This window comes from Paludibacterium purpuratum, from assembly GCF_004363805.1.
In the GTDB taxonomy this organism is placed as follows: Bacteria; Pseudomonadota; Gammaproteobacteria; order Burkholderiales; family Chromobacteriaceae; genus Paludibacterium; species Paludibacterium purpuratum.
In genome coordinates this window covers 122,527-146,271 of record NZ_SNZP01000004.1, presented here as the reverse complement: position 1 = coordinate 146,271, position 23,745 = coordinate 122,527, and the positions used below count along the sequence as shown (strand labels likewise).

Sequence of the window (23,745 nt, the reverse complement as noted above, 5' to 3'; positions counted from 1 at the left end):
CGCTACGCCTTCTCTGTCGCCCGTACGAACTCGATGAACCGCGCTAACAGCGGCGATGCCACCGGAGCCCGCCAAGCCAGCCCGATCTGCCAATGCGCCGCCGGGTCGTCGATGGCCATCAGTTTCGCCCCTGTCGGCAACTGTTGCGCCGCATGCCAAGGCAGCAAGGCGGCGCCGAGTCCGGCCTTGACCATGGCATGCACCGTGAGCAGATCGTCCGCGAATTGCGTCACGCTCGGCTGAAAATGCCTGGTGGCGCTCCAATGCCGGATTTGCGCCGCCAGGCCCGGCCCGCGGTTGTGCGACAGCGCAATGAAATTCAGCTCGGCCCAGGCATCGGCCTCGGCGGGCACCGTCTGCCAGGGGTGGTCTGGCGGCAGGCACAGGGCCAGTTGTTCATCCAATAGCGGTAACGTTTCCAGATTGGCCATGCTGGGCAAGCGGATGAACCCGACATCCAGCTCGCCGGTCAGCAAGCGCCTGGTCTGTTCGGCCGAGGCGAAATCGTCCATGGCCATTCGCACACCTGCGTGCTGCTGCTGAAACAAGGCCGCCAAACGGGTAGCCAGCGACAAGGTGGACAGGCCGAACCCCAGTCGTAAGGTACCGAACGCGCCTTGCCGGGTCAGGCGGGCGCGCTGCTGCAAAGACTCGCCGTCCTGCAAGAGCCGGCGTGCATCGGGCAGCAATGCGGTACCCGCCGCCGTGATCTGGGCGCCGTGCCGTCCTCGCTCAAACAGCCGGGCCCCCAATTCGGATTCCAACTGGCGCATTTGCTTGCTGAGCGTCGGCTGGGTAATGCACAGCAGATCGGCCGCACGACCGAAGTGGCCCAGGTCGGCCAACGTCACAAACGCGCGTAGCAGGCGGAGATTCATTCCGAAGTTCTATTGAATGTGGCAATGATATTCATTTTACAGCGATGCACGACCGGCTTGAAATGAACGCTCCGATCATGATTGCCGAAAGAGACGAAATGAACGCCCCTGTCTTGAAGGTTGCAGCCGTCCAGTTTCAACACCGCGCGAACGACAAGTCTTATAACCTGGCGCGTATTGCCGCTTTTGCCGCCGCGGCAGCAGCGCGTGGGGTGCAGTTATTGGTTTGCCCGGAAATGTGCATCACCGGCTATTGGCATGTACCCAAACTGCCGCCAGCCGAGGTCGAAGCCCTGGCCGAACCGCTGGATGGGCCATCGGTCAACCGGCTGCAGCAGTTGGCCATGCAGTACCATCTTGGCGTGGGGGCCGGGTTCATCGAACGCGCCGATGATGGGCGGCTATTCAACAGTTATGTGGTCTGCCTGCCGGATGGCACGCGGCACTGCCACCGCAAACTGCATGCGTTCGAACATGCGTGTATCGACAGCGGCGACCGCTTCACGGTGTTTGAGACCCCGTGGGGCATCCGGGCGGGCATCCTGATTTGCTGGGATAACAACCTGGTGGAAAACGTCCGTGCCAATGCCTTGTTGGGCGCCACCCTGCTGATCGCCCCGCACCAGACCGGCGGCACCTGCTCCCGTTCTCCGCATGGTATGAAACCGATCCCGCTGACGCTATGGCAGCGTAGACATGAAGATCCCGAAGCCATCGAGGCCGCCTTCAAAGGGCCGAATGGTCGGGAGTGGCTGATGCGCTGGCTACCAGCCCGTGCGCATGATAACGGCGTCTTCGTGGTCTTCAGCAACGGTGTCGGCCAAGACGAAGACGAAGTGCGCACGGGCAACGCCATGATCCTCGACCCCTACGGGCGCATCCTGGCGGAAACCTGGGCCGCGCAAGATGATATGGTGACGGCTGAGCTGGACTTCAGCCTGGTGAACATGAGCACCGGGCAACGCTGGCTGCGCGGTCGCCGCCCGGCGCTTTACGGCTTGCTGTGCCAGGTGGATGGCCGGGAACTGGATGCCCGCGAGGCGCGTTTCTCAACCCGGCCGACGCATGACGATATCCAATCGATAACAGGAAAAACGAGGTAATGCCCAGTGATGCCGCATTGGCACATTGCGTGTTCGCTCTTAGCACCGACCGATGCCCAATACCTGTACTTTCAGACAGGTCTCATTGTCCGTCATCCGACTATCGTTTATAGTTTGCTAGCACATCTTAAATAATCATTTATCATTTAGCAGACTGTCTGAACCGCCCATGCCCCTGACCGACCTCCTCGCCGCCTTTGCCTCCGCCTTCGACCAGAAGCAACGTCTGATGACCTTGGACATTGGCCAAGACGGCCAATGGGACGGTGTCCTCCTACCGCAAAGCGTCGACGGAGAAGAAGCCGTCTCTGACAACTATCGCTATAGCGTCGACTGCCTGTCGCCCGACGCCAAGCTGGCGTTGAGGGACTTGCTCGGTCAGTCGGCGAAATTGGCCATTCAGGATCAAAACGGCGAAGAGGTAGTGCGTGCCGGGGTGGTAACCCAGGCGCAAGCGCTCGGCAGTGACGGCGGTTTTAGCCGCTACCGGCTGACGTTAGAGCCGCCGTTCGCGCTGCTGCGCCACCGAAGCACCAGCCGGGTTTTCCAAGATCTATCGGTACCGGACATCGTCAAGCAGGTCATCGCCGAACATCAGGCCAACAACCCGGTGTTCGCCCGGCTGCAGACGCTGGCCTTTGATCTGACTCGCCCCGCCGCACCTCGTAGCTATACAGTCCAGTACCGCGAAAGCGATCTGGCGTTCTTGACCCGCTTGCTGGCTGAAGAAGGCTTGGGCTGGCGCTTCCATACCGTCGACGACCACATTCAACTGACGGTATTCGACGACCCGTATTCCCTGCCGCAGTCGGCGCAACAGCGCGTGCGTTTTCAGCGCGCCGATGCCACCGAAAGCGAAGACAGCCTGACCGAATGGCAGGCACGCCAGAACCTCGGCACCCGCCAAGTGAGTTTGGCCAGCTTCGACTACAAAGCGGTGCAGACCGGCCAGGCCATGGACAGCAGCCAGCGCCCCGACCAGCCGGCCGAGCGATCCTTGGAAAGTTACGATCCACAGTCGCTGTACTACGCCGCAGATGCCGATGGCCTGACCCGTTATGCCCAATTGCGCCAGCAAGCACACGACCTGGCCGCGCAGGGTTTCCAAGGCAGCGGCACCGCGCGCGGGCTGCACGCCGGGCACTGGTTCCGGCTCGACGATCACCCTACCCACGACCGTCTACCGGCAGAGCAACGCGAGTTCATCGTTACCCGCCAAACCTTCAGCGCGCGCAACAACCTGCCGGACGAACTGCAACGCCTGCTCGCCTCTCCGGCCGATAGCACCCCCTATCAAACCCAATTCGACGCCCAACCCAGGGGGCTACCGTTGTCACCGGCCTATAGCGGCACCGAACACGCCAAACCGACCGCACTGGGCGTGCAAACCGCGACGGTGGTCGGCCCGGCCGGCGAGGAAGTGCACACCGACGAACAAGGCCGTATCAAGGTGCAATTCCACTGGGCGCGTAACCAGGAACACCCCGAGGCCGGCGCCAACTTCGACGAACGCTCCAGTTGCTGGGTACGCGTCGCCATGCCCAGTGCCGGCGCCGCCTGGGGCCACCAGTTCATTCCGCGTATCGGCCAGGAAGTGTTGATCGACTTCATCGAAGGCGACATCGACCGCCCGCTGGTGACCGGCGTGCTGTACAACGGCAGCCATAACCCGCCGACCTTCTCCGCCAGCGGCGCACTTCCGGGCAACAAGACGCTGTCCGGGATTAAATCGAAAGAACATCAGGGCAGCGGCCACAACGAACTGCTGTTCGACGACACGCCGAACCAAGTCCGCACCCGGTTGGCAAGTACGCACGGCGCCACGCAGCTCAACCAGGGCTTCCTGGCCCACCCAAGAGCGGACGGCAAAGCCGAACCGCGCGGCGAAGGCTTCGAACTTCGAACCGACCAGCACGGCACCGTCCGCGCCGCACACGGCCTGCTGCTTTCCACCGAAGCGCAACAAGGCGCTGCCGGCAATCAACTGGCACGCACTCACGCGCAAAGCCAACTCGATGCCGCACTCGCCTTGAGCCAAAGCCTGGGCGACACCGCCACCGCACAATTGGCCGACACCATCGACAGCGAGCCGCAAAAAACGCTGGATGAGCACGCCAAGGCCTGGGAAACCGGTACCAACACCGGCGCCAATGCCCAAGGCGAGGGCCAACAACCCATTCTGGTCATGAGCGCCCCAGCCGGTATCGCGAGCCTAACGGAACAAAGCCAAACGCTGGCCGCCGGCAGCAACCTCGATCTGGTGGCCCAGCGCGACGTCAACCACACGGCCGGCCGTCGCTGGCTCGCCAACGTCGGCAAAAACATTAGCCTGTTCGTCGCCGGGGTGAAAGAGGCCGTCAGCCTCAAGCTGATCGCCAGCAAGGGCAAAGTGCAGGTGCAAGCGCAAAGCGGCGAGATGGAACTGACGTCGGAACAAAACCTGACGATCACCTCGGTCAACGGCAAACAGTTGTACAACGGCAAGAAGGAAGTGCTGCTGACCTGCGGCGGCGCATATATCCGCATCGCCGACGGCAAGATCGAGCTGCATGCGCCGGGCAAGGTCAGTATCAAGGGTACGTCACAGAGTATGGATGGGCCGACCAGCCTGATGCAATCGTTCAAACAAACCGGACAGAAGGGGGACTTGAAGATTCGTTATGAAGACGCAGACGGTAACACCCCTGCTGGCGAGCCCCTGAAGTTGAAGAACGAGGACGGTAAGGAAATTCCGCTGGCGCTGGACGGCGATGGTTGGGGCAAGCTGAGCAACATCGATTTCGATGAATTCAAATCACAACAACACCAACGCGTAGGCGAATAAGTCGATGGATAACCTGGTTGAAAATACCGTTTGTATCGATTTGCCGGGCCAAGATGCCCACAACATCATGGTCGGCTGCGCCAATCGCGTAATTCTGCGCAAGCACCGCGACATCATTATCGATATCAAGCTAGGCAACAATGCTCAATACACGCTGCAAGCAACCGGTAAGGCGCAGCGCGACTGGTTCTACGACCCAAAAAGCAAAAAGTTGCTGACCAAGTTGGATTTCAAAGACGGCGAGCGATGCCATGTTTGGGTGGGACGAAACATCCGCGCGGAATTACACCTGCGGTGCAATGGCAAGGTGATCAACCGCATTAACGTCAAGCAAATGGATTGCACTCATGGTTGCAGTGAAGACCCGAAGGAAAAACCCGCTCCGCTGATTTTCACTCTACGGCCCCAGCAGCAAACCGCGCCCGCCAGTGCGGCCGCACCGCATACCAACTCAGCACCAAGCCCACAGTCTCATGCGCCAGCGCCGGCGCAGCCAGTCGAGCATATCCGCGTACTACAAGTACCCCAAAGCGCGTACACAGAGCTCAAATCGGTGGCGCAGTTTGTGGCCAATGGTGGCACCCCCACAGCCGTCGACAAGAGCGATGTCATTACACGCAACTGGATCATCAACCAAATCTCCACGGTCGGTGTCTCGGTGGCACAGAAGGCGACCATTTTTAAAGAGTTGGGAACCACGACCTTCTATTTGCGAAAATATGGCAACAACGTCTACATCATTTTCCGCGAATGGCCGCAGCTCAGAAAAGAATATAATGCTGCAAAGTATAAAACCAGCAATATCAAGGCCGTGCAAATCACTGCTGGGGCCGGGTCATTGAAGGAGGCGGGGAAAGCCGCCTGGGAGGCTCCTGGCGGTGCCTTAGCATCCAAGGCTGGCCGGCTCCTGTTTTTACTGCAGATCACCACTGACGTGGCGGAGTGGTGGCACGATAGTCAAACCATCGATCCCAAAACCGGAAAACCGATCAGCGATGTCTTCGACTTGGCCGCTAAAATGCTGACGGATGTGGCGTTTTTTTGGATTGGGGCGATAGCAACGTCTCTAGTTGGCTCCGTGTTGGTCGCGCTTGCCGGTGGAGTGGGGGCAACAGTTGGCGTAGCTGTCGCTGCTGTGCTTGTGGGTGGGGTTGTGGTTAGCGTCCTACTGGGCATGGTGGATAACAAGCTGCATATCACTGGTAGCTTGGCGAAGGCACTCAGAGGCTCTTTTGAATATCTGAATCAGTACCGGCCAAAAGATTACCATGCTTATGGGCCACATATGATGCCCGTACTTTCATGGATGCACTAAATGGACAATTCCACAATTTCCGGTTTCTTTAAATTTATGCTCGCCGGGCATTCTGTACTTTTTTTTCTCATGGCAACTCCCTATGCAGCCTTCTCCACATCTGATGGCGTCAATTTAAATAATTTCGCCATTTTCAATATTTTCCTCTGGGCCATTCAGATGCTAATTGATTGGTGCGTTTATCATTTTGCCAAAGAAACACGCAGACCACTAATTAGAGCATTTTATATGTGTCTAGAGGGCTGGGTAACGCTTTACAGCACGCTGGCCATCAGCTTGCTTTTTTATTTTTTTGCGCCGAAAAAAAATATTGGGTTTGAAATTTCAGCCTTCATTTTAGTTGCTGGATTATTATTCATGATCGCTGCGGAATTGATACGGGTCAAAAACAAAATCAGAGAAACTGACTTTGACAATGAATTCAAGGAAGAAAAAAACGAAATTGTTTTATCGTGGAAAAAGCATGGATTTATCAGCACGCATAACGCCTCTGCAATTGCTCGCTGGAACGATAAGATACTTATCCGTATTTTAATGGTTTTGGCACCGCTTGGCATGGGTGGCGTCATGATCGCTACCCGCTTGCTGCAAAATTCCAGCGGCAATATGGCGATTTGCTTTTTATTGGCGATATTAATGACCCCAGTAACGTATATATTTTGGTCTCGTGCCGCCATCAATCTATACGTTAATTTTTACAAGCCGTTGCAAGTCGAGTTACGCACAGGTAAGCCTGTGGTTTATGATAAGTACCCGGATGTGTTTAGAGGTCTGGTCGGGACAGATGAGTTCTGATTTTTGGCTGAGAATTACTGCTATTTATCTCATCCCCACTAGAAAGACCATCAAGGGTATTGGCCTCATATGATGCCAATTTCCATTAGATGAAGAAAACAGAAAAAATATCAATATCGAGATTATATAAAGTTTCGCTTCTTGCGCATTCAATGATGTTTTTAATCCAAGTGGCTGCATTTGGAGGAATGGCGTTCTCAGGAGGGGAAAACCTAAAGCACTTTACTCTCCTTATTCTGATGCTGTGGGGTGTTCAGCTGCTGCTTGATTGGGTGGTCGTTCGCTTTGTCAAAGAAACTCGAAGAGTGCTTCTACGTGCATTTTTTATGCTGCTAGAGGGGTGGGTTTGGCTATTCTTTAGCCTTTCCATTAATTTATTGTTCTATTTTTTCTCTCCACATAAGACATCGGAATTAAAGGCTGCTGTAGCCACACTACTCACCGGTTTGTTATGCATAATCATCTCCGAACTGATGAGAGTGCATCAGAAAATGAAAGCAATAGGCTTCGACGCGGATTTCAGAGAGGGAGAACGCGAAGTGGTCATGTTGTGGAAAAAACGTGGATTTATTAGTGCTCGGGATAACTCTGTTCTCGCACATTGGAACTACCGGATACTCAACTACATGCTAATGCTGGTCGCTCCGCTCGGTATGGGCGGGATCTTCTTAGCGACGCGTTTGTTAGCCAATGCAACTGGGGCAATGGCAATTTGCTACGTGGAGGCCCTATTGATGACTCCGCTAACTTATATCCTCTGGTCCCGTGCTGCCATCAATCTATACGTTAATTTGTACAAGCCCCTGCGACTTGAACTACGCACTGGCAAACCTGTCGTTTATGACAAATATCCTGATACCTTCAGAGGTTTGATTGGTGGAGATGAATTCTGACATTGGCAACCGGCACTCTGCGCAAAACATTTCTTGCTGCATGCAACGTAATTGACTGGTATTGAAACAAGAAATATCGTATCCTTTTTACACTCTTTACCTTGGGCAACACTTAGATAAAAAAACATATCCCATGAAAAAGAATTTTTTATTTTTTTATTTGTTATTTGCTTTATTTCCACATATAGCCACAGCAAATCCGTCATGCTCAAACTTACAAGAAAAACTAGATAGCAGGACCCTAACTGGACCAATGTATTGCTCAAACATTGAAAAAACCGATTCTAATTTCAATTTTGCAAGCATAGAATCTGACGCAAGTGGAAAATATAGAATTAGTTTATGGAACTTAGACAAAAGCAACAAGGAACCAGTATATAGCTCTGCACTTTTTCGTATACCATTTAAAGAATGTTGCATAGTTGAAATAAAAAATAATAGCGTATACCTATCTGGCGATAGCTCCAGCCCGGATGATGTACTTGATGAAACATACCAGATGAAATTTCGTCGTGGAATTTTTCAGATTATTGGATATACGGGATGTGAAAGCATATTTGATGACAAGCACAACGATACTCATCCAAAAGTAAAAACTTGTGCCGACGTTAATCTAATAAATGGCGCTTACAAAAGATCAATAAAAAAAGGAAAAAACAAAGCTGCAAGTGCAGAAGGTAAAATCAAACCCGATATTTTCGACACCAACCATGTTGATTTTTTCGATACACCTCAGAGAGTCGGCGCTGACGTTCTACAACCTTAGCTGTACTCGAATAAATCGGCATTCGGGGTCCGATTTCAATACTGCTGGTTAATGAACTCCTGACCTTCCCCCAGTTGATATGCCATCGACTGGGGAGTCGATCCAGCTTAGCCCACCAACTATTCGGCAACACCCAACAACCCGCCCAATCCGTATAACTGCAATCACACTAGCGAACCGACGAAACCCTCCCACAGGCTGAAAATTTCAGCCTTTTCTGACAGCCGCGCTTGGTTGTCAGTTGGTGTCTTGCTGGGTAAGGTAGGCGGTGCGACGTTCGTCGCAATGAGGCGCGGGTCCGGGGTGCTACGAACACCACCGAACCCGCTGGCCAAACCAACTTGAGGAGCAAGTCAGAATGGTTGCCGTCGATAGTAAAACAGTCCCTGTCTTTTCTCAAAACCCGGATTCCCGCCAACAGCAGTTGTTTTCGCTGATTTCCATGTTGTGCACGCCGCGCGGCAGTCGTCCAAATTCCGACGAGTGCCGTTTGATCGTCGATAGCCGCTTGCCGTGGGCGTTCGAACGCATCGATGCCGACACTTCATGGATTTATCTGCCCAAGGCTGCGCAAGCGCGCGAACTGGCGGGCTGCCTGGTGCTCACGGCCGATTAAGGCCACCTACCGGAGGCGGGGGGCAAAGCTCCCCGGCCGGATGTGGGTCAGATGCCAACACTGCACAATTGGCCGACAGCATCGACTGGGGTTTGGAGGTGTTGAGGGTTTGTGCGTTGCTGCGCGAACGCACACTACCGAACGTACACCCGGAGCACAGCACTAATCGGGTGACAGACGTGTCAGTTACTACCGCCCCCTCTCCCTAAGCTAAAATCCCCCCATCCCCACCACCTTCCCACAAACTCACCCATGGCCATCGAACTCACCAAAGTCGTCCGCGCAGCGGCGGTTTCGTCGCTGTATAAATATTGCCAGCGCAATCTGGAAGAACCGTTGGGCAATCTCGCCACCGAGGCATTGTTGGATTTCTTTATCGAGGAAATCGGCCCGGCGATCTACAACCAGGCCGTGGCGGATGCGCAGGCCAGAATGCTGGTGCGGGTGCAGGAGCTCGATATGGAGGTAAACGAGGAGGCATTCCTGTACTGGCGCAACGACAAGGGCGCCAAGTCGCGCAGGTAGGCCGATGGCGGCGCGATTACTGCAGCCTGAGCTTCAGGCGGCCAGCCATACCCTGGCGCATGAACACGGGGACTTTACCGATTGGCATCGTGGGCGCCCCTGGTTCTGGCTGTGGGCCATCGATGCCGATGAAGCCGATGTTGCCGCACGCATGGCGGCGGCGTGCCGGCATCTGGAAGGTACTTTGCTACCGGGTTATTGCCGCGAGCCGCATATCACCCTCAGCCTGTGCGGTTTCCCGGGGGGCGATGGCGACTATGCGCCCGTGCGGCTGAGCACCCAGCTGCGTGCCTTGCGGCGGCTGGCCCCGACGCCGTTCGTGTTGCAGATCGGCGCTTTGGACAGCTTTCTATCGGCGCCCTTCTTGCAAGTGCATGATGCTGGCCGGCAACTGGCCGCGGTGCGCGGCTGTCTGGTGGGCTATCCGTTGGATCATCCCCCAGAGGATTATGTGCCCCACATCACGGTCGGGTTGTATGGCGGCCGCTGGCCGACCGGTTCGCTGGCTGAGCGCTTGCTGGAGTTTCCGGCCGGCGGCCGTTTGAATCTGCCGGTCGAGCGGCTGAGTTTGATGCGCTATGCCAGCGCCGACATCGGCGGCCAGCTGGAAACCATGGCCGATTACAGGCTGGCATCAGGCGAACTGATTTGGCGGCCGGCGTTCAAGGCCCAGCTGGCGCCACGTTGGCTATAGGTCGTACTGATTGACCGCCATGCGCATGCGTTCGACCATGCGCGCCAATTCGACGGTACGCGCACTCATGTGCTGGGCGTGTTGCAGCGTGCTGTCGGTGCCCTGCGAGACTTGATCCATGCTGCTGGCGATCGATTGCAGCGCTTGGCTTTGTTCGCCGGTGGCGGTGGAAACCGATTGAATGCGTTGTAGGGTTTCGATCATCTCGTCGTTGATCGACAGCAGCGACTGGCTCAATTCGCCGACCCGCACGCAGCCTTCCTGAATTTGCGTGTTGCCGATGCCCATGCCGTCGACCACGGCGGCGGTGTCGGTTTTGATGGCGGAGACCATGCTGCCGATCTCTTCGGTCGCCACGTGGGTGCGTTCGGCCAGTTTGCGCACTTCGTCGGCGACCACGGCGAAGCCGCGTCCTTGCTCGCCGGCGCGGGCGGCTTCGATGGAGGCGTTCAGCGCCAGCAGGTTGGTCTGGTCGGCGATTTCCTGGATCACGGCGGTGATACGGCCGATTTCGTTGGAGCGTTGATTGAGGGTGTCGATCTGTCCGGCCGAATGGTTGATGGTTTGGGTCAGCGCCTGCATGGCCGACTCGGCGCCATGCACCTGCGTCACGCCCTGCTTGGCTTGCTCGCCGACGCGCCCGGCCACGTTATAGGTGTCGTGGCTGTGCGTGGCCACTTCGTGCAGAGACTGTGTCATTTCCTCCAGCGCCGCAGCGGTGGCGGCGGCCGAGTCGCGCTGCTCGGCGCAGCGCAGGCGGATATCCTCGGCGCTTTGGCCGGTCACGTTCATCACGGCCTGCAGCTCGTCGGCGATGTTGGCCATGCCTTGTAAGGTGGCTTGCAACGAGGTAATCAACAAGCTGATCTGGCGTGCGACCTCGTCGCTCGGGCCGCCGCGTTCGAGGGTTCGATTCAGGTTGCCCGAGGCCAGCACCGCGTTCAGGTCGCGTTCCAGGCGCACCAGGCCGCGTTTGACGGGTAGGCAGCAGGCAAAGACGAAATAGCTTAGCGTCAGAGCGCTGAAGATCGCGCAGGCGAGTCCCAGCGCATCCGGCATGGCGGACTTGAACAGCAGTGCCGCGATATTGGCCGCCATACCGACGAGGGCGAGCCCGGCGCCGAATTGGAACGACAGCAGCCGTTTTTTGCGGGTGGTCGAGGCGGCCAAGCCTTCGCCGTGGCGCACCGACAAACCGGCTGCCCCCTTGTTGATCGCTTGGTAGGCCGCCTCGGCGGCGGCGATTTGTTCTCGGCTCGGGCGCGAGCGCACCGATTGATAGCCGACCACCCGCCCGCCTTCGCGCACCGGCGAAACATTGGCGATCACCCAGTAAAAGCCGCCATCCTTGCGCCGGTTCTTCACCAAGCCACGCCAAGGCAGGCCCTGTTTCAAGTCCTGCCATAAGTCGGCGAACGCCGCTGGCGGCATGTCAGGATGGCGCACGATGTTGTGCGACGAACCGATCATTTCGTCGCGGGAAAAGCCGCTGATCTCCAGGTAGACGTCGTTGGCTTCGGTCACCACCCCTTTCAGGTCGGTGCGCGAATAGATGAATTTCCCTTCGGGTAAATAAGACTCAATATCTGTAACGGGCAGGTTCTTCTTCATTGTTCGGTTTATTTATTGTGAGATGTTCGTCGGTGTGGGTGTTTTTCGACGATGGTAGGGGGTTTAGTCCGCCAATCTCATTGATACGAATCAATAATTCCAACCAGAACAAACACTTGCTGCGTTTGGTTACAAATCGGCATGGTTCAGCGATAGCGATGCCATCAGCCCGGCGCCGACGGCCCGCCGGGGGCTGACGCCGTTCCCCCTGGCGATCTCTCACGCCAGCGCTTTTCCCGCCTTCCCACGGCATTTCGCGCCGCACTGGCGCCATTCGTCGCATCCTGAAAAATCACTTGCCGCGCAGGCCTATATTCGAGCCGTTAGCCATCACTGGGGGTGAGAAATGCTATCGGTGGAAATGCACGAGGTTTGCAAAAACTACCAGTTGGGGCAGGTCGCCGTACCGGCGTTGCAAGCGGTGACGCTAGCCATCCATCCGGCCCGCTTTACCGTGCTGTCCGGGCCGTCCGGCAGCGGCAAAACCACCTTGCTCAATCTGATCGGCGCCATCGACCGGCCCGACCAGGGGTCGATCGAGGTGGCCGGGCAGGACATTCTGCGCTTGCGGGACGACGCGCTCAGCGCGTTTCGCGCACGACACATCGGCTTTGTGTTTCAAAACTTCAATCTGCTGCCGGTGCTGTCCGCTTATGAAAATGTCGAGTACCCGCTGTTGCTGGCCAAGGTGGCGCCGGCCGAGCGCAAGCGCCGGGTGCTGCACATGCTGGAGGCGGTCGGCTTGGCCGACAAGGCGCGCAATCTGCCTGGGCAGTTGTCGGGCGGTCAGCGCCAGCGGGTCAGCATCGCCCGGGCACTGATCAACAAACCCGCGCTGGTACTGGCCGATGAACCGACGGCCAATCTGGATAGCGCGACCGGCGCCACGATCCTGGCGCTGCTGCGTACGCTGCAGCAGCAAGAACAGGTGGCGGTGGTGTTCTCTTCCCACGATCCGCAGGTGATTGCCGCGGCGGACGATCTCTATACCCTGCTCGACGGCAAGATTCAGCAAAAGCGCGAAGTGCGCGCGAAGGAGCTGGCATGAGCGTATTCAAACTGGCCTGGCGCAATCTGCTGCGCAATCGGCGCCGCACCGTGTCGACGCTGTTGACGATGATCGTCGGCGTGATCGCCATGTTGTTGTTCGGCGGTTATGACCACGCCGTGGTGTATGGCCTGCAAACGAGTTTCGTGCGCGATGGCGGGCATTTGCAGGTGCAGAACAAGGATTTCTTCGAGTTTGGCAGCGGCAATCCGGCCGCTTACGGTGTGCGCGACTACCGGCGCGTGATGCGGGTCATCGCCGACGACCCGGTGCTCAAGCCGATGCTGACGGTGGTCACGCCGACGCTGTATCTGGACGGCATTGCCGGCAACTATGCCGCCGCCACTTCGCACACGGTGATGGTGTTCGGCAGCGAAGTGACCGGACAGAACCAGCTGCGCCAATGGGACGACTACCATTTCGGCGATGCGCATCGCCGCAAGCCGAGCGCGCTGACCGGCACCGCGCCGGATGCGGCGGTGATCGGCATGGGCGTGGCGCGGGTGCTGCAGTTGTGCGATGCGCTGCAGCTTGCCCATTGCCCCAAGCCACAGCCCGAGCCCCGTTCGGCGGCTGGCCCGGTGCTGCCCGCCGATCTGGCGGCACTGGCACAGAACACACCAGCGCCGCCTAGCGATCAGCGCATCGAATTGTTGGCCGCCACGGCGTCGGGCGCGCCCAATATTGCCCGTCTGCGCATCGTCAAGGCGCAAAGCCAGGGGGTGAAAGCGCTGGACGACCGCTATGTCGGGATGCATCTGGCGCAGGCGCAGCGACTGGTGTACGGCCAGGGCGAGCCGATGGTGTCCGCCATCGTGCTGCAACTGCATCACACGCGGCAGATTGCGCAGGCCAGCGCCCGGCTGCGGCAGTTGTTCGCCGGCCCGCTGCGCGACCAGCCGCTGGCGGTCTATAGCTACGCCGAGCTGCAACCGCAATATGGCCAGATCACCGGCATGTTCGGCTCGATCTTCGGCTTCATCGCCCTGCTGATCGCCTGCGTCACGCTGTTCACCATCGGCAACACCATGAATATGGTGGTGCTGGAGCGCACCGGCGAAATCGGCACCTTGCGCGCCATGGGCTTGCGGCGCGGGGGAATCCGCCGGCTGTTCTTGTGCGAGGGCGTGCTGCTGGGCAGCGTCGGCAGCGTGCTGGGCGTGCTGGCCGCCTTGCTGGCGGCGGGCCTGGTCAACCATGCCGGGCTCAGCTGGACGCCGCCTGGCAGCGTCGACCCCAGCCCGATCGCCATCATTCTGTGGGGCGAGAACGGGCTGATGCTCGGTACGATTCTGATCCTGACGTTGACCGCCACCTTGTCCAGTTGGTGGCCGGCCCGGCGCGCCGCGGCGCTGGATATTGTCGATGCGCTGCGTCACGCCTGAGAGAACATCATGAAAACATGGCTATTGAGTTTGTGCGGCTGGCTGTGGTGCGCGCTGGCGCTGGCCGCGCCCGATGCCCAGCAGATCCTGGCGCAAAGCGATGCGGTGCGTAACCCGGACCGGCCGTTCAGCCTGACGGTATCGCTGACCGAGTACAAGGACGGCGCTGCGGGCGAAAGCAATACGCTGGTGGTGTATTCGAAGGCGGAGGCGCAAAGCGGGCAATTCCGCAGCCTGATCCGCTTTCTGCTGCCGCGCCGCGATGCCGGCAAACTGATGCTGAAAAACGGTAACGAACTCTGGTTCTATGACCCGTCGAGCAAGGCCAGCATCGCCATTTCGCCGCAGCAACGGTTGATGGGGCAGGCGTCCAACGGCGACGTCGTCACGGTCAATCTGGCACGCGATTACCGGGCGACGCAGGTCAGCGAGGAGGTGATCAAGGACGGCGACCGGCAGATGCGGCATTGCTACAAACTGCGTCTGGTTGCCCAGAACGACAGCGTCACTTACCACGCCATCGATTTGTGGGTGGATGTCGACAATTTGCGTAGTAGAAAGGCGCTGTTCTACGCCGAGAGCGGCAGTCTGCTCAAGCAGGCCTACTACCGCGGCTATGCGCAGGTGTTGGGCGGCACGCGGCCCACCGAAACGGTGATCATCGATGGTCTCAATCCGAGGTGGGTGACCGTCATGCGCTATAGCAACCATGCTTGGCGCGATATTCCCGAAGCCTGGCTGCAACGCGACTATCTGCCACGCTTCCGCGGGGAATGATGGTGTGGCGGATACTCTTGCCCGCTCTGGCGGCGGGACTCGCGTGCGCCGCCGCGCTGGCCGACGACGAGATGGCGCTGCAGTTGGCCGACCAGGCCGCGCAGGTCTCGGAAAAACCGCGCGATGTGAGCGTGCTGTTGGAAAGCGCGCTGCTGGTTGGCGCCGGCCAGCCGGGTATGCAGCGCCAATCGGTCGATGTCCGCTGGAATGGCCGGCTTGGCCAGGATTGGCAGGGTGTGCTGGCCGATCGGGTCGATAGCCGGTTTTTCGATGCGCCGGCGCGCAACCAGACCGTCAACACACTGAAAGAGGCCTATGTCAGCCGCACCATCGACGAGCGGCGGATTTTGGATCTCGGGCGGATCAATACCCGCTATGGCGTGGGTTATGGCTACAACCCGACCGACTTCCTCGGCCAGGGCACCGTGCGCTCGGTGGTGTCGGCCGATCAGGAAAGCTGGCGGCAAAACCGTCTGGGCAACGTCATGCTGCGCTGGCAGAACCTGTGGGATAGCGGCAGTCTGACGGCCATCTGGTCGCCCAGGCTCGCCGGGCAGCCGGACAATCGCGGTTCGAGCCCGGACTGGGGCGCCAGCAACCCGCGCGATCGGCTGCTGCTGGTGCTCAGTCAGCACCTGACGCCGACGCTCTATCCGCAGTGGATGCTGCTCAACGAGCAGGATGGCTCGCCGCAACTGGGCTTCAACTTGTCATGGGGTTTCGACAATGCGACGGTGCTCTATCTCGAATGGGCCGGCGGGCGGCAACAGCGCATGGTGGATCGTGCACTGGCTGCCGACACCCCAAGCGTCTGGCATAATCGCAGCACAGTAGGCATCAACTGGTCATCGGCCGGCAAGCTGAACTGGATTGTCGAGTGGCAGTTCGATGGCGCGGCACCCGACCGGCAAGATTGGCAGGCCGTGCAGGCCAACCCGGCGCAGTATGGCGCCTACCGCGCGGCCATGGCCAACTCGTCGGATCTGCTGACGCGCCGGTCGGCGATGGTGCGCGCCGCCTGGCAAGATGCCATGATCGATAAACTGGATCTGGTCGCGATCTACAATCTCGATCTGATCGACCACAGTGCATCGCACTGGCTGGAGGCGCGCTACCACCTCGGGGCGTGCGATCTGGCGCTGCAGTGGCAGCAGAACCGGGGCGGCGCGCTGAGTCATTACGGCGCAGGCAACACGGCGGCCATCTGGCAGTTGGTGTTCGACTACTTTTACTGAGCGGCGGCAATGCAAACCTCGCGCATGAGCATTTCCTGGTCACGCAGCCTGGTGCTGTGCTGTATCGTCAATTTCGCGGTCGCTGGGCTATTCAGTGCCATCGACGGCATGGACTCCTTCCGCAGCAACTTGCTGATCTCGTTCAGCATCGGCGGCTGCTGTTGGCTGAGCATCCGTGGCATGAGCGCCCTGTTCCCGGCGCACAACGTCTGGCTCCACCCGGTTCTGGTTCTGCTGTGTATTCCGATTGGCCTGAAAATCGCGGCGCTGTTCGGTACCGTCGATCTACTGGCCGAGGACGGGCATCACCACAATGGGCCGCTGGCGGTGTGGTTGCCGGCGGTGATTATTTCGCTGATCGTCCTGACTATGCAGACGTTTTATTTCCGCTCAAAAATACTGGCCAGCGAACTGGACGCCACCAGGCGCCGCGAAGCGGAGAGCCGGCAGGCGGAGCTGGCCGCGCAATTGGCCTTGCTGCAGGCGCAGGTCGAGCCGCATTTTTTGTTCAACACCCTGGCCACGGTGCAAAGCCTGATTCCCGCCGAGCCGCAACAGGCGGTGCACATGCTGGCGAGCCTGAACACCTATTTGCGCGCCAGCTTGAACCGCACCCGGCAGCAAAACGGCACGGTGGCACAGGAGCTGGAACTGGTGCGCGCGCTGGTGGACATTGCCGCCATCCGCATGGGCGACCGGCTACAACCGGTGTGGCAGGTGGATCGGTCGCTAGACGATCTGCCGCTGCCGCCGCTCTTATTGCAACCGCTGGTGGAAAACGCCATTCGCCATGGGCTGGAGCCCTGCCTGCGGGGTGGACGGCTGACGATCGTCGCTCGTGCCGACCACAGCAAGCTACTGCTCAGTGTCGAAGACAACGGCGTGGGCATGGACGCCAGCGCGCCCAATGGCATCGGATTAATCAATATCAAACACCGGTTGAAAGCGCTCTACGGCGAGCAGGCCAGCCTGCACCTGCAGCCGAATCAGCCAAGCGGCGTGATCGCCCAGCTCGAACTGCCCCTTGCGGAGACCGCACCATGCCAAGCGCACTGATTGCCGACGACGAAAAGCTGCTGGCCAATGCCTTGCAGCAGCGGCTGGCCCACTTCTGGCCGCAATTGGAGATCGTGGCGCTGGCGGCCGATGGCGTGACCGCGCTGGAGCAGATCAACCGCTTGCAGCCGGACTTCGCTTTTTTGGATATCCGCATGCCGGGTTTGTCCGGCATGCAGGTGGCCCAGCATATCGAGCATTGCCGGGTGGTCTTCGTCACCGCCTATGACGAATTCGCCCTAGCCGCGTTCGAGGCGGCCGCCTGCGACTATCTGCTCAAGCCGGTAGACGATGCCCGCCTGCTCAAATGCATCGCTCGACTGCAGCAGGAACGCCCGGTTGCGGCACCGGCGCTGCCAAGCGATGCGCCTGCCGCGCCGGTGCTCAATTGGATCACCGCCGGCCTGGGCGAGAATAAAAGCCTGATTGCCGTGGACGAGGTGATCTATTTCAAATCGTGCGACAAGTACGTCGAGATCGTGACGGAGGCGGGAACCCACTTGATCCGCACGCCGTTGCGCGAGCTGGCGGCCCGGCTCGACCCGCATCGCTTCGTGCAGATCCACCGTGCCGTGATCGTCAATCTGGCGCATGTCTGGCGCATCCAGACCGACCTGCTGGGACGCCAGCACATCGTGCTCAAGGACAGCGATGTGCAGCTGCCGCTAAGCCGCGGCTTTGCCGGCAAGTTCAAGTCGATGTAAGGGGTTGGCATCGAGCCCGTGGCGACACGAGGAGGCCCTGGCTCTCTTTCTTGCGCAGAGACGAACGCGGCACCCAAGGCTGGATTGTTGATCGGACTTCGGGCAGACTGAGGTCGAATTTTCCCTACCCTAGTCCCGCACGCTTGTGAACAAATACAACCAGATTCTTTCCGATATCGTCGCCGACATCGACAACCTGCGTTACCGCCAGGGCGATCGTATTCCCTCCGAATCCGAGCTGATGGATAGCTACCAGGCCAGCCGCGGCACCGTGCGCAAGGCGGTCGATCTGCTGCAAGAGCGCGGCTACGTGCAGAAGATCCACGGCAAGGGCGTGTTCGTACTGCGGCCAGGCAATATCGAATTCCAGCTCAACGGCATCGTGAGCTTCGAGGAGGCCAATCAGCGCTTGGGGCGCGTGGTGGTGTCGCGGGTAGTCGAGATGGAGACGATACCGGCAACGCCGGAACTGGCGCGGCTGTTGGACGTGCGCGAGAAGACGCCGCTGATCAAGCTTAAGCGGGTGCGCCGCATCGACGAAGAAAATGTCATTCTGGACATCAACCATTTCGTTGCCAGCCTGGTGCCCGGCCTGACGCGCGACATCGCCGGCGGTTCGATCTACCGCTATCTGGAGCAGGATCTCGGCCTGCACATCAGTTATGCCCAGCGCATCATCGAAGCCCAGTCATGCAGCGACGACGACCGTCGCTATCTCGATCTCAACGGCATGGATCACGTCATCGTGGTCAAGAACCATACCCACCTCTACGACGGGCGGCTGTTCGAATACACCGAATCGCGCCACCGGCTCGACAAGTTCTATTTCTCCGACGTAGCACGGCGTTAACACCTTGCTAGCCGCCCGGGCGTGTTGCACGCCGGCCACGGCTTTTGTCGACGCTCGCCAACTCGTATATACAAGTATTTGACGCAACTCGTATGTACGAGTTATGGTGCCCTTACCACACACAGGGACACCAAAATGAGTCACGACTTCCAACGGATTGCCGCGCGCATCGTCGAGGCGGTGGGCGGCAAGAACAATATTCAGCAGGCTGCGCACTGCATCACCCGGCTTCGACTGTCGTTGCGCGACGAGCGCCGCGTCGACGGCGAAACCTTGCGCCAGATCGAGCTGGTCAAGGGGCACTTCAGCAACGGCGGTGTCTACCAGGTCGTCATCGGATCGGGCGATGTCGAGCGGGTCTATGAGTCGATGTTGGCACAGACAGGCCTGCAACGGGCGACGGTGGCCGACGTCAAGGCCAGCGGCGGTAGCAAGCAAAATAAGCTGCAACAGTTGGTCAAGGTGTTCTCGGACGTCTTCATGCCGATTCTGCCGGCCATCATCGTGGCCGGCCTGTTGATGGGTGTGAATAATCTGCTGGGCAGCCCGGGCATGTTCATTGCCGGCAAGAGCCTGCTGGACGCCTATCCCGGTCTTTCCGGCGTATGGAGTCTGATCAACATGATGGCCAACACTTCGTTCGTGTTCCTGCCTGCGCTGGTCGGCTGGTCCGCGGCCAAGCGCTTTGGCGGCAGCGAAATCCTCGGCATCGTGCTCGGCCTGTTGCTGGTCCATCCTGACCTGCTCAACGCCTGGAACTACGGCAAAGCCGCCGCGGGGCTCGATGGCGCCAGCCTGCCCTACTTCGAACTGTTCGGCGTGCTGCATATCGAGAAGGTCGGTTATCAGGGCCAGATTCTGCCCATCCTGATCGCGACCTGGGTGATGAGCCAGATCGAACAATGGCTGCGCGCCCGGGTGCATAACTCGGTTCAATTATTGATCGTGCCGATTGTCACCATCGTGATCAGCGGCCTGTTGGCGCTAGCTGTCATCGGCCCGCTGGCCCGCCACCTCGGCATGGCGCTGACCACCGGCTTGGTACACATCTTCAACCTGGCGCCGGTGCTTGGCGCCATGCTGTTCGGCGCGCTGTATGCCCCGATGGTGATCACCGGCATGCATCACATGTTCATCGCCGTCGATCTGCAGTTGATCGCCAGCCAAGGCGGTACCTTCATTTGGCCGATGATCGCCCTGTCCAATATCGCCCAAGGTAGCGCGGCACTCGCCATGTTCCTGGTGGCGCGCGACAACAACGACAAAAGCATGGCTTCCACGTCGGCACTATCGGCCTACTTCGGTATCACCGAACCGGCAATGTTCGGCGTCAATCTGCGCTTCAAATTACCGTTCTACGCCGCGCTGACTGGCTCGGCGCTGTCGGCCGCGGTCATCACCTTGAACCATGTGCGCGCGTTGGCCATCGGCGTGGGCGGCTTGCCGGCCTTCATTTCCATCGTGCCGCAGCACATCCCGATGTTCCTGGTCGGCATGTTGGTGGCGATCATGGTGCCGATGGGCATGACGTTCGCCCTGGCCAGCCGCATCCGCGCCCAACTGGCCGCGGCTTGAAACACGATGGCGAGAGCAAACCGATGAAGCACAATTGGAAAAGCGCGGTGGTCTACCAGATCTACCCGAAGAGTTTTTACAGCCACCGCGGCGGGCCGACCGGCGATCTGGCCGGGGTGATCGACAAGCTGGACTACCTGGCCTGGCTGGGTGTGGATTACCTGTGGCTGACGCCGTTCTTTCAGTCGCCGCAACAGGATCACGGCTACGACATCAGCGACTACTACGCCATCGATCCGGCCTACGGCGACATGCAGGATCTGGAGCGCTTGATCGCCGAGGCCAGGACGCGCGGCATCGGCCTGATGTTGGACATCGTGGTCAACCATACCTCGACCGAACACCCGTGGTTCCGCGAGGCACGGCAAGGGCGCGACAACCCATACCGCGACTTCTACATCTGGCGCGATGCGCCGAATAATTGGCAATCCAAGTTCGGCGGCTCGGCCTGGGAATTCGACGCCCAAAGCGGCCAGTACTATCTGCACCTATTCGACAAGACACAGGCCGATCTCAATTGGGCGAATCCGGCGGTACGCCAGGCGGTGTTCGAAATGATGCGCTTTTGGGCCGACAAAGGCGTGGCCGGTTTCCGGCTCGACGTGATCAACCTGATCGCCAAGCCGGCCGACTATCCCGAAGACGATACCGACGGCCGACGCTTCTACACCGATGGGCCGCAAGTGCATGACTATCTACAGCAGATGCATCGCGAAGTTTTCGCCGGACGCGAGCTGTTGACGGTCGGAGAAATGTCGTCCACCAAGCTGGCGCACTGCATCGACTACACCCAGCCGAAGCGGCGCGAGTTGTCGATGGCCTTCAACTTCCATCATCTCAAGGTGGATTATCCGCAAGGGGAAAAGTGGCAGGCGGCGCCGTTCGATTTCATCGCCCTCAAACGCATTCTGTCTGAGTGGCAGGTGGGCATGGTGGCGGGCGACGGCTGGAACGCGCTGTTCTGGTGCAATCACGACCAGCCCCGCGTGGTCTCCCGCTTCGGCGACGACGGCCGCTACCGTGTGGAATCGGCCAAGATGTTGGCCTCTGTGCTGCACGGCCTGCGCGGCACGCCCTACATCTACCAGGGCGAGGAAATCGCCATGGCCAATCCGGGCTTTTCCCGCATCGAGGACTATCGCGACGTTGAAAGTCTGAACGCCTGGCGCGATTTGCGCGCACGCGGTGTGGCGGAGGCGGATGCCATGGCCGCCATCCGCCAGAAATCGCGCGACAACGCCCGCACACCCATGCAGTGGGACGATGGGCCGCATGCCGGCTTTTCGCGTGATCAACCCTGGATCGGTATCGCGCCCGACGCGGCGCGGGTCAACGTCGCCGCCGCCATGGCAGAACCGGATAGCGTTCTGCATCACTATCGCCGGCTGATTGCGCTACGCAAGCGACATGCGGTGTTCGCCGACGGCGACTATCGCTGTCTGACGCCGGCGCATGCGGCGATCTGGGCCTATCTGCGAACCAGTGCCGACGCCCGCTTGCTGGTGATCGCCAACTTCCGAGGCGAGCCGCAAGAGTTCGACCCGGCGCTGGCACCCCTGCCGATCGGCTGGCGTTGGCAGCGATTGTGCGCCAACTGGCCGGCTGCGCCGGATCGGCCCGGCCCCATGCGACTACGCCCGTACGAAGCCCTGATCTTCCTCGCCGAACGCGGCTGATCCCCGATTGCAGTACACCATCCCTGCCGGAACGCCCGGCCGGCAGGGACCGGCTTTGCCTGTTTCCGGGCGTGGCAGCAGATCCGATCCAACCAGGTTCGACCAAAAAATAAGGAACAAAGTGATGATCAAACGCTCTCTCGCGCACGGTGCCGCCATGATCCTCTTGGCCGCCGCCTTGCCGACCTTTGCCGCGGAACTCCCCGCCACCGAGTCGTCGGCTGCGCCGACCCTGACGCCGACACAACTGGCCTCGTTGGCCAAGCAGGTGACCGACTCGCTCGGGCTGCAATTCGACGGCTATCTACGCAGCGGCTTCTACGACGGTTCAGGCAGCAATCACAAGCAGCAATACCAACTGGGCGGCGACTTGCAGCACTACCGCCTCGGCAATGAGGGCGACACCTACCTGGAATTCGGCGTCGGCAAGCAGTGGGACGCCGGCGATGGCGTCAAGTGGGGCGTGTACGCCATGCCGTCCTGGTACAACGGGACGCAGAGTACCAAGCAGCTCTACGGCACCTTGTCCGGCCTGCCGTTCGCGCCGCAGGCCACCCTGTGGGCCGGTCAGCGCTACCACCGGATCCAGGACATCCACATCGTCGACAACTGGCTGATGCAGGATGGCGACAACTACGGCGCGGGGATCGACAACCTGGCGGTCGGCGCCGCCAGCCTCAACCTGGCGCTGTACTCCTCCGGCAGCTACGACAATAACAACACCACCATCGACAACGCGCGGCGCTTCAACTTTCAGTTGACCCGCATTCCGGTCAACAGCGGCGGCACCCTCAGCCTGACCGGTGCGCTGGTGCATGGCGACTTCGCCATCGGCAAATCCGGCGGCGCGCTCGGTTTATTGCACAGTCAGAAGGATTTCCTGCACAGCGGCCTGAACAATTCCTTGTTCCTGCAGGCCTCGACCGGCCACGCCGCGCTGACCGGCGAGTTCTACAACTTGGATAACAACGGCGCGGCGCAAGAGGGGGCGCGCCAGCAACGCATCGCCGAGGTGCTCAATTGGCAGGTCGGCCGCTTTGGCGGGCAGGCCCTGGCAAGCTACCAGCGCGTGGCGCCGGACATTGCCGCAGCCTGGCGCGACAGTTCGGTGGGCGGACGTGTTTCCTATGGCCTGTCGCAACATGTCAAATTGCTGGCCGAAGCGGGCTTGACCGCCCGGGCCATCGACAACCAGCCGACGCAGCATTTGAACAAAGTGACGCTGGCCGTGGCGCTGTCGCCCGATACGGCATTCTGGACCCGGCCGGAAATCCGCCTGTACGCCAGCCGGTTCAACTGGAACGATGCGGCGGCCAGCGCCAACGCCGGCACCTTTGGCGCCGACGGTCAGACCCACGCCAATACCGTCGGGATCCAACTGGAAACCTGGTGGTAAGAACCCGCGCCCCCGCTTAGCCG

21 protein-coding genes are annotated in these 23,745 nt (G+C 59.6%); 19 read left to right on the top strand and 2 right to left on the bottom strand.

What is annotated here, in order from left to right; all coding sequences use genetic code 11:
* Positions 1 to 2: 2 nt before the first annotated feature.
* Positions 3 to 878: a LysR family transcriptional regulator gene (locus tag DFP86_RS06090; RefSeq protein ID WP_133679201.1), complete on the bottom strand. Its 876-nt coding sequence runs from the start codon at positions 876 to 878 to the stop codon at positions 3 to 5.
* 98 nt (positions 879 to 976) lie between these two features.
* Here DFP86_RS06090 and DFP86_RS06085 point away from each other — a divergent pair, with 98 nt between their 5' ends.
* The 9 genes from DFP86_RS06085 to DFP86_RS06045 all read left to right on the top strand — a co-directional run bounded on the left by DFP86_RS06085 (position 977) and on the right by DFP86_RS06045 (position 10,409).
* On the top strand, positions 977 to 1,981 hold the full coding sequence (locus DFP86_RS06085; RefSeq protein ID WP_133679199.1) for a nitrilase family protein: 1,005 nt from the start codon (positions 977 to 979) through the stop codon (positions 1,979 to 1,981).
* 169 nt (positions 1,982 to 2,150) lie between these two features.
* Positions 2,151 to 4,805, top strand: coding sequence for a type VI secretion system Vgr family protein (locus DFP86_RS06080; RefSeq protein ID WP_133679197.1), 2,655 nt, complete (start codon positions 2,151 to 2,153; stop codon positions 4,803 to 4,805).
* Positions 4,806 to 4,809: 4 nt separating this feature from the next.
* Positions 4,810 to 6,120, top strand: a complete 1,311-nt coding sequence (locus tag DFP86_RS06075; protein ID WP_133679195.1) for a hypothetical protein — start codon at positions 4,810 to 4,812, stop codon at positions 6,118 to 6,120.
* Positions 6,121 to 6,915: a hypothetical protein gene (locus tag DFP86_RS06070; protein WP_133679193.1), complete on the top strand. Its 795-nt coding sequence runs from the start codon at positions 6,121 to 6,123 to the stop codon at positions 6,913 to 6,915.
* Positions 6,916 to 7,004: 89 nt separating this feature from the next.
* Positions 7,005 to 7,808 carry a hypothetical protein gene (locus DFP86_RS06065; RefSeq protein ID WP_133679191.1) on the top strand — a complete coding sequence of 268 codons (804 nt, stop codon included), beginning with the start codon at positions 7,005 to 7,007 and terminating at the stop codon, positions 7,806 to 7,808.
* A 133-nt stretch (positions 7,809 to 7,941) separates the two neighbouring features.
* A complete protein-coding gene (locus tag DFP86_RS06060; RefSeq protein ID WP_133679189.1) occupies positions 7,942 to 8,574 on the top strand; it encodes a hypothetical protein in 633 nt (210 codons plus the stop codon).
* 358 nt (positions 8,575 to 8,932) lie between these two features.
* Positions 8,933 to 9,190 carry a hypothetical protein gene (locus DFP86_RS06055; protein ID WP_133679187.1) on the top strand — a complete coding sequence of 86 codons (258 nt, stop codon included), beginning with the start codon at positions 8,933 to 8,935 and terminating at the stop codon, positions 9,188 to 9,190.
* Between the two features lie 252 nt (positions 9,191 to 9,442).
* Positions 9,443 to 9,715 (top strand): DUF2164 domain-containing protein, encoded by a 273-nt coding sequence (locus DFP86_RS06050; RefSeq protein WP_133679185.1) that lies wholly within the window; start codon positions 9,443 to 9,445, stop codon positions 9,713 to 9,715.
* A 4-nt stretch (positions 9,716 to 9,719) separates the two neighbouring features.
* Positions 9,720 to 10,409, top strand: a complete 690-nt coding sequence (locus DFP86_RS06045) for a 2'-5' RNA ligase family protein (protein WP_133679183.1) — start codon at positions 9,720 to 9,722, stop codon at positions 10,407 to 10,409.
* On the opposite strand, the gene DFP86_RS06040 is transcribed toward DFP86_RS06045, so the two are convergent.
* Positions 10,404 to 12,020: a methyl-accepting chemotaxis protein gene (locus tag DFP86_RS06040; RefSeq protein ID WP_133679181.1), complete on the bottom strand. Its 1,617-nt coding sequence runs from the start codon at positions 12,018 to 12,020 to the stop codon at positions 10,404 to 10,406. The genes DFP86_RS06045 and DFP86_RS06040 overlap by 6 nt on opposite strands.
* A gap of 346 nt (positions 12,021 to 12,366) precedes the next feature.
* Here DFP86_RS06040 and DFP86_RS06035 point away from each other — a divergent pair, with 346 nt between their 5' ends.
* The 10 genes from DFP86_RS06035 (at position 12,367) to DFP86_RS05990 (ending at position 23,722) form a co-directional block, all read left to right on the top strand.
* A complete protein-coding gene (locus tag DFP86_RS06035; protein ID WP_133679179.1) occupies positions 12,367 to 13,068 on the top strand; it encodes an ABC transporter ATP-binding protein in 702 nt (233 codons plus the stop codon).
* Positions 13,065 to 14,453: an ABC transporter permease gene (locus tag DFP86_RS06030; RefSeq protein WP_133679177.1), complete on the top strand. Its 1,389-nt coding sequence runs from the start codon at positions 13,065 to 13,067 to the stop codon at positions 14,451 to 14,453. Before DFP86_RS06035 ends, DFP86_RS06030 begins: the two co-directional genes overlap by 4 nt.
* Positions 14,454 to 14,462: 9 nt before the next feature.
* Complete coding sequence (locus DFP86_RS06025) at positions 14,463 to 15,230, top strand: outer membrane lipoprotein-sorting protein (RefSeq protein ID WP_133679174.1); 768 nt, start codon at positions 14,463 to 14,465, stop codon at positions 15,228 to 15,230.
* Positions 15,231 to 15,247: 17 nt separating this feature from the next.
* Positions 15,248 to 16,465, top strand: a complete 1,218-nt coding sequence (locus tag DFP86_RS06020) for a hypothetical protein (RefSeq protein WP_133679172.1) — start codon at positions 15,248 to 15,250, stop codon at positions 16,463 to 16,465.
* 24 nt (positions 16,466 to 16,489) lie between these two features.
* A complete protein-coding gene (locus DFP86_RS06015; RefSeq protein WP_166642174.1) occupies positions 16,490 to 17,521 on the top strand; it encodes a sensor histidine kinase in 1,032 nt (343 codons plus the stop codon).
* The gene (locus DFP86_RS06010) at positions 17,506 to 18,225 is read left to right on the top strand and encodes a LytR/AlgR family response regulator transcription factor (protein WP_133679168.1); all 720 of its coding nucleotides are present in this window, start codon (positions 17,506 to 17,508) and stop codon (positions 18,223 to 18,225) included. The genes DFP86_RS06015 and DFP86_RS06010 overlap by 16 nt, the downstream gene beginning before the upstream one ends.
* 145 nt (positions 18,226 to 18,370) lie before the next feature.
* Positions 18,371 to 19,075, top strand: a complete 705-nt coding sequence (treR, locus tag DFP86_RS06005; RefSeq protein WP_133679166.1) for a trehalose operon repressor — start codon at positions 18,371 to 18,373, stop codon at positions 19,073 to 19,075.
* Between the two features lie 135 nt (positions 19,076 to 19,210).
* Entirely contained in the window at positions 19,211 to 20,650 is a 1,440-nt protein-coding gene (gene treP / locus DFP86_RS06000; protein ID WP_133679164.1) for a PTS system trehalose-specific EIIBC component, read from the top strand.
* A 23-nt stretch (positions 20,651 to 20,673) separates the two neighbouring features.
* Positions 20,674 to 22,326: an alpha,alpha-phosphotrehalase gene (gene treC, locus DFP86_RS05995; protein ID WP_133679162.1), complete on the top strand. Its 1,653-nt coding sequence runs from the start codon at positions 20,674 to 20,676 to the stop codon at positions 22,324 to 22,326.
* A 124-nt stretch (positions 22,327 to 22,450) separates the two neighbouring features.
* Positions 22,451 to 23,722: a carbohydrate porin gene (locus DFP86_RS05990; RefSeq protein WP_133679160.1), complete on the top strand. Its 1,272-nt coding sequence runs from the start codon at positions 22,451 to 22,453 to the stop codon at positions 23,720 to 23,722.
* The last annotated feature ends 23 nt before the right edge of the window (positions 23,723 to 23,745 follow it).